Origin of the sequence: Pseudomonas sp. GD04158, from assembly GCF_029834875.1 — a bacterium.
Lineage (GTDB): Bacteria > Pseudomonadota > Gammaproteobacteria > Pseudomonadales > Pseudomonadaceae > Aquipseudomonas > Aquipseudomonas hydrolytica.
The window spans coordinates 1-9,139 of sequence record NZ_JAODYT010000112.1 but is presented as its reverse complement, the minus strand read 5'-3'; the positions used below and the strand labels follow the sequence as shown (position 1 = coordinate 9,139).

Sequence of the window (9,139 nt, the reverse complement as noted above, 5' to 3'; positions counted from 1 at the left end):
TGCTGCCCCTGGCCAGCCTTGCCGGCAGGCTTTTGCATGGCCTGCTGGCCGGCCTTGAGCAGTTGATCGAGCAGATTGCTGGTGTTCATCGCGAACTCTCCTGAGAAGTGGGCACCGCAGCATCCGACCCTGGATAACCCAGGGAAATTCCGGATGCCCGCCAACCGACATCGGTTGAACTGACGAGAGTTTCTAGCAGAGTTCGCCCCCTGCCAGCCGGGCATATTGGTAACGCCGGATTTCATCGCACGCGCTCAGCGCGGCGCGATATGCGCCACCATCAGTTGCACGCTCTCGTTGCCGCGAAACTCGTTGAGATCGAGCTTGTAGGCCACTTCGGCCCAGCGCAGCGTCGGGTTGGGCCAGACCTCGCGGTCGATGTTGAAGGCGATGCCGTCGAGCTGCACGCTGCCGCATTCGGTCTTGAGCACCAGCTTCAGGTGCCGTTCGCCGACGATGCGCTGGCCCACGATCTGGAACACGCCATGGAACAGCGGCTCGGGGAAATGCTGGCCCCAGGGCCCGGCGTTGCGCAGGGCGCGAGCCAGTTCCAGGTGGAATTCGGTGGCGTCGAGCTGGCCGTCGGACAGCAGGCGGCCGGTCAAATCGTCCTCGCACAGCTGGCGGCGCACCTCGGCGTCGAAGGCAGCCGCGAAGGCGCCGAAGTGCTCCTGCGGCAGCGACAGGCCGGCGGCCATGGCGTGCCCGCCGAACTTGCTGATCAGCCCCGGATGCCTGGCCGCCACGACGTCCAGCGCATCGCGGATATGCAGCCCCGGCACCGAGCGTGCCGAGCCCTTGAGCATGCCCTCACCGGCATCGGCAAAGGCGATGGCCGGGCGGTGATAGCGTTCCTTCAGGCGCGAGGCGAGGATGCCGATCACCCCTTGGTGCCAGTCCGGTTCGAACAGGCACAGGCCGAACGGCATGTCCTGCAGCGGCAGGTCCTTGAGCTGGGCCAGCGCCTCGCGCTGCATGCCCTGTTCGATGGCCTTGCGGTCCTGGTTGAGCTGATCGAGCTGCACCGCCATGTCGCGGGCCAGCGCTTCGTCGTCGCAGAGCAGACATTCGATGCCCAGGCTCATGTCGTCCAGACGCCCGGCCGCATTCAGTCGCGGGCCGAGGATGAAACCGAGATCGGTGGAAGTGATGCGCCGGTGGTCGCGCCCGGCCACTTCGAGTATCGCGCGCAGCCCGGGCCGCGCGCGCCCGGCACGAATGCGCGCCAGGCCCTGGTGCACCAGGATGCGGTTGTTGGCATCCAGCGGCACCACGTCGGCGACGCTGCCGAGGGCCACCAGATCGAGCAGCTCGCCCAGGTTCGGCTCCTGGCGGCTGGTGAACCAGCCCAGCTCGCGCAGACGCGCGCGCAGCGCCAGCAGCACGTAGAACATCACCCCGACACCGGCCATGGCCTTGCTCGGGAAGTCGCAGCCCGGCTGGTTGGGGTTGACGATGGCATCGGCCGCCGGCAGTTCCGGGCCCGGCAGGTGGTGGTCGGTGACCAGCACCTTGAGCCCGGCGGCCTTGGCCGCGGCCACGCCATCGACGCTGGAGATGCCGTTGTCCACGGTCAGCAGCAGATCGGGCTGGCGCTGCAGCGCCACGGCGACGATTTCCGGCGTCAGGCCATAGCCGTACTCGAAGCGGTTCGGCACCAGATAGTCGACATGCGCCGCGCCGAGCTGGCGCAGGCCGAGCACGCCGACCGAGCTGGCGGTGGCGCCATCGGCATCGAAGTCGCCGACGATGAGGAGGCGCTGGCGCCGCTGCAGCGCCTCGACCAGCAGTTCGACCGCCGCATCGATGCCCTTGAGCTGCTGAAAGGGGATCAACCGCGCCAGGCCCTTGTCCAATTCTTCGGCACGCTGCACGCCACGGGCGGCGTAGAGGCGGGTGAGCAGCGGCGGCAGGTTGCCCAGGTCGGGCAGGCTTGCGGGTAGGGGGCGTAGATCGATGCGCATGGGTATTCCGTATGGCGCTGCGCGTCAGCCGACGCGCAGCGCTTGAGTCAAAGCGAGGTGGCGGCGCGGGCGGCCTGGTCGTAGAGGCCGGACATGGCCCTGAGCATGCCGGCCAGGCGATGGATTTCCTCGGGGTCGATGTTGAGGTTCTCGAACGAGGCGATCAGGCATTCGCGGCGGATGTCGGCGTACTCCTGGCACAGGACACGGCCCTTTTCGGTGGTGCGGTAGAACATCTCCTTGCCCTGCTTCTCGCCCTCCACCAGCGCCAGCTTGGCCAGTTTCTTCAGCGCGTAGGTCACGGTATGGGTGTCTTCGATGTTCAGCAGCAGGCAGATGTCCGCCTGGCGCTTGGCGCGATCGCGGCTGGTCAGGCTGTGCAGGACCATCACGTCGAGGGCGTTCATCTCCACTTCGCCGGCCGCGCGCATGCAGCGCTCCATCCAGCGCAGAAAGGCGTTGCTGGAGATGATGATGGCGAACTCGAGTTCGGAGAGCTCCTGCGACTGCTCGGCCAGGTGGGCCGACGCCACGATAGGCGAACGCGGAGAGCGGGTGGATTTGGCATCAACCATCGTGCGATCCATGACTGCGAACGGCCGCGCGGGCCGCAGGTGAAAGTTGGCTGGCAAGCATACAGCAAAGCACAGGGACCACGGGCCAGGACCGCTCGGGGAATTTTTCAAAAACATATTGATGTTTTATCGATATTTTATCATCGTTATACCAACGAGATTCCCAACCCGAACCTTCGGGCCACGTCAAAAACAACCAGAGGATCCCGATGAGCCGCCTGCTCCTGAACTGCGATATCGGCGAAAGCTATGGCGCCTGGACCATGGGTCTGGATGCCGAAGTGATGCCCTTCATCGACTGCGCCAACATCGCCTGCGGCTTTCACGCCTCGGAGCCGCTGACCATGCGCCGCACCGTGGCGCTGGCGGTCGAGCATGGCGTGCGCATCGGTGCCCACCCCGCCTACCCGGACCTGGCCGGTTTCGGCCGCCGCTCGATGGCCTGCAGCCCGGACGAGATAGAAGCCATGCTGCTCTATCAGATCGGCGCGCTCGACGGCATCTGCCGCGCCCACGGCACGCGGGTCAGCTACGTCAAACCGCACGGCGCGCTGTACAACGACATGATGCGCGAGCCGGCCAAGCTGCGTGCGGTGATGCGCGCCGTTGCCGCCTATGACCGCGGCCTGCCGCTGATGCTGATGGCCACCCGCGACGATCGGGCGCCGCAGGCGATGGCGGACGAGTTGGGCCTGCAGCTGTGGTTCGAGGTGTTCGCCGACCGCGCCTACGACGCCAATGGCATGCTGCTGGCGCGCAGCCTGCCCGGCGCGGTGCACCATGGCGCGGAAACCATCGTCGCCCAGGCAGTGGCCCTGGCACGCGGCGAGGCGTTGAGCGCCAGCGACGGCAGCGCCCTCTACCTGCGCGCCGATACCCTCTGCGTACACGGCGACAACGCCGCCTCGGTGGCGGCGGTGCAGCGTATCCGCGCCGCCCTGCAGAGCCTGCCGACATGACCCCGCGCATCGAGGTGGTGGGCATCGACAGCCTGATCCTGCGCCTGTTCGAGCAGATCGAGGAAAGCAACATGCCCTGGCTGCTGGCAGCCAGCGAGCGCCTGCGAATCGTCTTCGGCCCGGCGCTGGTCGATCTGGTGCCGTCCTACACCACCCTGCTGCTGCACTATGACCTGCAGCAGCTGGACGACCGCGAGGCCCGCGCGCTGATCGCCCAGGCCTTCGACAACCTTTCTCCGCAGACCGACAGCAGCGGCCGCGAGCTGCAGATACCGGTGTGGTATCACCCCAGCGTCGGTCCCGAGCTGGCGCTGCTCGGCCAGCGCAGCGGGCTGGGCAGCGACGGCGTGATCGAGCGCCACAGCGCACGCAGCTATCAGGTCTTCGCCCTCGGCTTCGCGCCCGGCTTCGCCTTCATGGGCCTGGTCGACGAGTGCCTGGCCAGCCCGCGCCTGAGCACGCCTCGGCAACGCGTCGCCGCCGGCAGCCTCGGCATCGCCGACCGCCAGACCGCCATCTACCCGCTGGTCTCCCCCGGCGGCTGGAACCTCATCGGACGCAGCCCCAGCCAACTCTTCGACCGCCAGCTGGATGGCTACAGCCTGCTGCGGCCAGGCGACCGGGTGCGCTTCGTGCCCATCGAGCGCGACGAGTTCGTGCGTCTGGGTGGCGACGACACGCCCTTCGAGGTGACGCCATGAGCCTTCTGGTGGAACGCAGCGGCGCCCTCGCCAGCCTGCAGGACGGCGGTCGCTTCGGCGTACGCCACCTCGGTGTGACCCAGGGCGGCAGCGCCGACTGGTGCTCGCACTACTGGGCCAACTGGCTGCTGGGCAACCCGCTGACGGCGCCGGTGATCGAAATCGTTCTGGGCAACTTCGAGCTGCTCGCCGAGCATGACGGCTATCTCGCCCTGACCGGGGCCGACCTCGGCGCCAACCTCGACGGACAGGCGCTGGCGCCGGGCTGCAGCTTCCCCATCGCCAAGGGGCAGCGCCTGCGCTTTGCCCAGCCGCGTCGGGGGGTGCGAGCCTATCTGGCGGCACCTGGCGGTTTTCGTGCCCCGGCCACACTCGGCAGCTGCGCCACGGTGCCGCGCGAAGCGCTCGGCGGCCTGCAGGGCGACGGTCGCCCGCTGGCGGTGGGTGATCGTCTGGACGCGCAACGGGCCGAGCCACACATCCGCCGCACCGCGCCGATTCCGGAGACAGGGGGCAACACCGAGCTGACCGTGGTGCTGGGCGCGCAGATCGGCGACTTCAGCGGGCAGAGCCTGTTCGATGCCTTCAACCGCGAGTGGCGGGTCGACCAGCGCGCCGACCGCATGGGCATTCGTCTGTGCGGCCCGGTGCTGCAGTGCGCACGCCAGTCGATGGTCTCCGAAGGCGTGCCGCTGGGCGCCATCCAGGTACCCAGCGATGGCCAGCCCATCGTGCTGCTCAACGATCGTCAGACCATCGGCGGCTACCCGCGCCTCGGCGCGCTCACCCCACTGGCCGTGGCGCTTCTGGCGCAGTGCCTGCCAGGCGACCGAGTACAGCTGCGCCCTGTTGCCCTGGAAGCGGCGCAGCGCCGGCAACGCGAACTGCTCGCACAGTGGCAGACGCCCTGATTCACCGAGAAAACATCCGGCCCGACCACGGGCCGGCACAACAACGACAAGAAACACCACTCACGCCCGTGATGCGGGCGCTCCACCTACCTGCCCTACATCAAGAACAACAGCGAGAAGGTAATTTCATGCAACCCACCCAGTCCCTTGCCGGCCATACGCCGGGCAGCCAACGCAACGTCCTTCGCGGCGCCATATTCATCATGGCCACCTCGTCCATCGGCCCGGCCTTTCTGACCCAGACATCGCTGTTCACCGAGAAGTACCTGGCCAGCTTCGCCTTCGCCATCCTCATCTCACTGCTGATCGATATCGGCGCCCAGCTCAATATCTGGCGGGTAATCACCGTCGCCAACCTGCGCGGCCAGGACGTCGCCAACCGCGTGCTGCCGGGTATCGGCCATCTGATCTCGGCCTTCATCGTGCTCGGCGGCATCGCCTTCAACATCGGCAACATCGGTGGCGCCGGCCTGGCCATGAACGTGATCTTCGGCATACCGCCGATTCTCGGCTCGCTGATCGCCGCTGTGCTGATCATCGCTATCTTCATGCTGCGCAACGCCAAGCGGATCATGGACGGGCTGATGCAGCTGTTCGGTCTGGTGATGCTGTGCATGATCGGCTACGCCATGCTGCAGTCCAATCCGCCACTGCAGGACGTGCTGCTGCGCAGCATTCAGCCGGACGACCCGCTGATCCTGCTGCTGCCGATCGTCACCCTGGTCGGCGGTACCGTCGGCGGCTACATCTCCTTCTCCGGCGGTCATCGCCTGGTCGAGGCCGGCATCACCGGCGTGGAGAACGTCGGTGTGGTCACCCGCGCCGCCGTCACCGGCATCCTGACCACCGGCGTGGTGCGCATCTGCCTGTTCCTCGCCGCGCTAGGCGTGGTCAGCCAGGGCCTGACGCTGGACCCGAGCAACCCGGCGGCATCGGTGTTCGCCCACGCCATGGGAACGGTCGGCTACAAGGTGTTCGGCGTGGTGCTGCTGGCGGCGTCGCTGTCCTCGGTGATCGGCGCCGCCTATACCAGTGTCAGCTTCATGTATTCACTGCACCCGAGCATCCGCACGCACAATCAGCGCGTGGTGATCGCCTTCATCGCCTGCTCCACGCTGATCTACAGCCTGGTCGGACAGCCGGTGAAGGTGCTGGTGGTGGCGGGCGCGCTCAATGCCCTAGTGCTACCGCTGGCGCTGGGCTGCATCCTGTGGGCCGCGAAGAAGCCGAGCATCGTCGGCAACGACTACCGCCACCCGGACTGGATGCTGGCCTTCGGCGTACTGGCCATCGTCGCCACGGCGGTGGGCGTGGGCCTGTCGTTCAACGCGCTGCTGCAGTTCTGGCAATCCTGAGAATCGCCCCGGCGAGCCGCCTCAGCCGCGCTCGCCGGCCAGCCACTCCAGGGGAATCTCGTGCTGGCCGCGCTCGTCGGTGACGAACAGCTCGCCGTCGCTGATCATCACGCTCCAGGTCAGCGAGCGCGGCAGGTCCAGGGCCAGGTCGGCCAGCGCTTCCTGGCCGAGGGCGACCACGTTGATGTTCTTCAGGCTGCGCACCGGGTCCAGGCACTTGCCCTGCCAGACGCGCAGGTTGCCGTAGGCCACCAGGCTGAACTTCTCGGTGCGCCGCGAGCACCAGGTGATGCGCTCGCTGTCCGGCTGGCCCACTTCGATCCAGTGCAGCACGCGATCGTCCAGGCTCTTCTCCCACAGCGCCGGCTCGTCGACATCCGACAGGCCGCGGCCGAACGCCAGTTGCTCGTGATAGAACAGCGCATAGGCGATCAGCCGCGCCGCCAGACGCTCCTCGGTCTCCGACGGATGACGGGCGACGGTGAAACGCAGGTTTTCATAAACGCTGCGGTCCATGTCGGTGAGGTTCAGTTCGATCTTGTAGGTGGTCGATGGCAGGGCCATGGCGGGCTTCTTGGCTGTTCGGGGGAGGCGGCAAGTCTAACCCGAAACCCGCCCACCCCAGTTACAAACGTTGCAGCACCGCCTGCAGCGCCTGCTCCGGCGCCTCGCGCCACAGGCCGTAGCTCAGCGGCAGGGTTTCCAGGCCGGCGCGCGCCAGCACCAGGTAGCGCTCCAGCTCGAGAAAGCCCTCGCCCTCCCCCGGAAAACCGATCAGGTCGATGGCCAGGCATTTGTCGCCGCGGCGGCAGAACAGATCCAGCACCTGGCCGGCCAGCGGATAGTGGTTCCATACGCTGACGCCCTGCTCCTGCAGCGTTTGGCACAGGCTCTGCCGCGCCGCATCGGTGGCGCCGGGCTGCCAGACGGCGCCGGGCTTCTCGAGGTATTCCAGATAACGGCGTAGCAGGTGCGTGGCCGGCAACTGGCGTTCGTCGCCGCTGAACAGCAGCACCTGGCGCTCGCGGGCGCGGGTGATGGCGACGTTGAACAGATCGGCGCGATTCAGATAGGCCGCAGCCTGGCTGGCCTCGCCATCGATGGCGAAGCTGAGAATCATCAGGTCGCGCTCCTCGCCCTGGAAGCCGTAAGGCGTATCCACCAGCAGACGGAACTCGCGCAGCTGCTCCAGCGGCAGGGTTTCGCCGATGCGCAGGCGGATGCGCTCGACCTGATCGCGAAACGGCGACAGTACGCCGATGCTGGGCTTGAGCGGGCTGCCGCGATACTCGGCCAGATGCGCCGCGATCAGTTCCAGTACCCGCTCCACTTCCGCCTCGTTGGCACCGTTGCGCCCACGCTGGCCCTCGAGGCGCAGCAGCTGCAGGCTGTCGCAGGCCTCACCGCCGGGCCGCTCCTTCATCACCCGCAGGCGCTGGTCGTAGAACAGCTCGTTGCTGAAGCGAATCAGCGCCGGACGGCTGCGGAAATGCTCGTCGAGAAAGACCACCGCCTCCTGGCTGGCCAGTTGCAGGCCGACCAGATCCAGTACGCTGTTGTCGCGGTAGCTCCAGGCCTCGCGCTCTTCGGCCTGCAGGCCGGCACGTTGCAACAGCTGCGTCTCGCGCACGCGGGAAAGGAAGGAGATATGCCGCAGCTGACGCGCATCACCGGTGACCACGGCACGTTTGCAGCGCTGGAAGGCCGGCAGCGCCGAGGCGATGTCGCACTGGGTCGCCTCGTCCATCACCATCACGTCGAACAGCTCCGGGCGCAGCGGCAGCAGCCGGTGCAGCTCGTCAAGGGTCACCACCCAGATTGGGAAGGCGGCCAGCAGGCGCGCCGGGTCGATATCCTCGAACAGGGCCAGTTGGCGCTGTGAATTGCGCGCGCGGATGGCCTGGTTGTAACGCACGAACAGCGCACGGTCACTGACCAGCAGACGCTTGAGGTTCAGCGCGCGATGACTGTTGAGGTGCTCGCGACTGAGCTGCTGCCGGCGCCGCTGACAATCGCGCAGTTCGTCCAGCAATGCCCAGGGGCGCACGCTGGTGCCGATACGCTTGCGCACCCAGGGCACCTGCAGCCAGCGCTGCCAGAAGGCCAGGCTGCCGCGCTCGGCCCGCAGCAGCACACGACTCCAGCGCACGGCCTGCTCGCAGCGTTGGCGAAAATCCACCGACAGCCGCCGTTCGGCCTGGGTCAGCACCTGGAGCTCGCTGCGCTGGCGCTCTTCGGCCTGCTCCGACACCCACTCGAATTCGCCCTGCAGCAACCGCTCCAGGCGTTCGCGCAGGACCTGGCGCAGGCTCTGGCCATCGCCCTCGAGCACGCCGTCGCGCAGGCCGAAATCTTCGCGCAGCTTGTGCGCGATCACTCGCACCGCCTGGGCGCTGCGGCTGACCAGCAGCACGCTCTCGCCCTGCAGGTAGCGATCCAGGGCCAGGGCCGCCAGGCTGTAGCTCTTGCCGGTACCGGGCGGCCCGGAAATCTGGCTCAGCGGATAGCGCGCGGCATTGGCCAGCGCCTGGCACTGGGCCGCGCTGAGCTGCGCCGGCAGGCGCTGCGGCGTACTGGTCGAGCCTGCCTTCTGCGTGGCCGGCCTCTCGCCGAGCAATTGCAGCAAGGCGGGCGACAGCCGCTCGGCGTCCTGCAGCAGCTGCAGCTCATGGGC

At 67.5% G+C, this 9,139-nt stretch carries 8 protein-coding genes; 4 read left to right on the top strand and 4 right to left on the bottom strand.

The genetic code is table 11. The annotated features are described in order from the left end of the window. Positions 1-254 precede the first annotated feature (254 nt). Together recJ and N7333_RS22850 are read right to left on the bottom strand one after the other, a co-directional pair. Complete coding sequence (gene recJ / locus N7333_RS22855) at positions 255-1,964, bottom strand: single-stranded-DNA-specific exonuclease RecJ (RefSeq protein ID WP_129481698.1); 1,710 nt, start codon at positions 1,962-1,964, stop codon at positions 255-257. Positions 1,965-2,011: 47 nt separating this feature from the next. After that, positions 2,012-2,539 carry a winged helix DNA-binding protein gene (locus N7333_RS22850; RefSeq protein ID WP_129481699.1) on the bottom strand — a complete coding sequence of 176 codons (528 nt, stop codon included), beginning with the start codon at positions 2,537-2,539 and terminating at the stop codon, positions 2,012-2,014. A 209-nt stretch (positions 2,540-2,748) separates the two neighbouring features. Here N7333_RS22850 and N7333_RS22845 point away from each other — a divergent pair, with 209 nt between their 5' ends. From N7333_RS22845 to N7333_RS22830, 4 genes are all read left to right on the top strand, one after another. Beyond that, complete coding sequence (locus tag N7333_RS22845) at positions 2,749-3,498, top strand: 5-oxoprolinase subunit PxpA (RefSeq protein ID WP_129481700.1); 750 nt, start codon at positions 2,749-2,751, stop codon at positions 3,496-3,498. After that, entirely contained in the window at positions 3,495-4,199 is a 705-nt protein-coding gene (gene pxpB / locus N7333_RS22840; RefSeq protein ID WP_129481701.1) for a 5-oxoprolinase subunit PxpB, read from the top strand. The genes N7333_RS22845 and pxpB overlap by 4 nt, the downstream gene beginning before the upstream one ends. After that, on the top strand, positions 4,196-5,110 hold the full coding sequence (locus N7333_RS22835) for a biotin-dependent carboxyltransferase family protein (protein WP_129481702.1): 915 nt from the start codon (positions 4,196-4,198) through the stop codon (positions 5,108-5,110). Before pxpB ends, N7333_RS22835 begins: the two co-directional genes overlap by 4 nt. Before the next feature lie 128 nt (positions 5,111-5,238). After that, on the top strand, positions 5,239-6,465 hold the full coding sequence (locus N7333_RS22830) for an NRAMP family divalent metal transporter (RefSeq protein WP_129481703.1): 1,227 nt from the start codon (positions 5,239-5,241) through the stop codon (positions 6,463-6,465). A gap of 21 nt (positions 6,466-6,486) precedes the next feature. Here the strand turns inward: N7333_RS22830 and N7333_RS22825 are convergent, their stop codons facing one another. Both N7333_RS22825 and N7333_RS22820 read right to left on the bottom strand, forming a co-directional pair. Then, positions 6,487-7,029, bottom strand: a complete 543-nt coding sequence (locus tag N7333_RS22825; RefSeq protein WP_024309193.1) for a YaeQ family protein — start codon at positions 7,027-7,029, stop codon at positions 6,487-6,489. 61 nt (positions 7,030-7,090) lie between these two features. Then, positions 7,091-9,139: AAA domain-containing protein (locus tag N7333_RS22820; RefSeq protein ID WP_279859433.1), on the bottom strand; the 2,049-nt coding region annotated here is incomplete at its 5' end.

Bases quoted from the DNA above. Each gene is read 5' to 3' on its own strand.
- recJ (WP_129481698.1), bottom strand. From the start codon at position 1,964: ATGCGCATCGATCTACGCCCCCTACCCGCAAGCCTGCCCGACCTGGGC.
- N7333_RS22835 (WP_129481702.1), top strand. From the start codon at position 4,196: ATGAGCCTTCTGGTGGAACGCAGCGGCGCCCTCGCCAGCCTGCAGGAC.
- N7333_RS22830 (WP_129481703.1), top strand. From the start codon at position 5,239: ATGCAACCCACCCAGTCCCTTGCCGGCCATACGCCGGGCAGCCAACGC.
- N7333_RS22850 (WP_129481699.1), bottom strand. From the start codon at position 2,539: ATGGTTGATGCCAAATCCACCCGCTCTCCGCGTTCGCCTATCGTGGCG.
- pxpB (WP_129481701.1), top strand. From the start codon at position 3,495: ATGACCCCGCGCATCGAGGTGGTGGGCATCGACAGCCTGATCCTGCGC.
- N7333_RS22825 (WP_024309193.1), bottom strand. From the start codon at position 7,029: ATGGCCCTGCCATCGACCACCTACAAGATCGAACTGAACCTCACCGAC.
- N7333_RS22845 (WP_129481700.1), top strand. From the start codon at position 2,749: ATGAGCCGCCTGCTCCTGAACTGCGATATCGGCGAAAGCTATGGCGCC.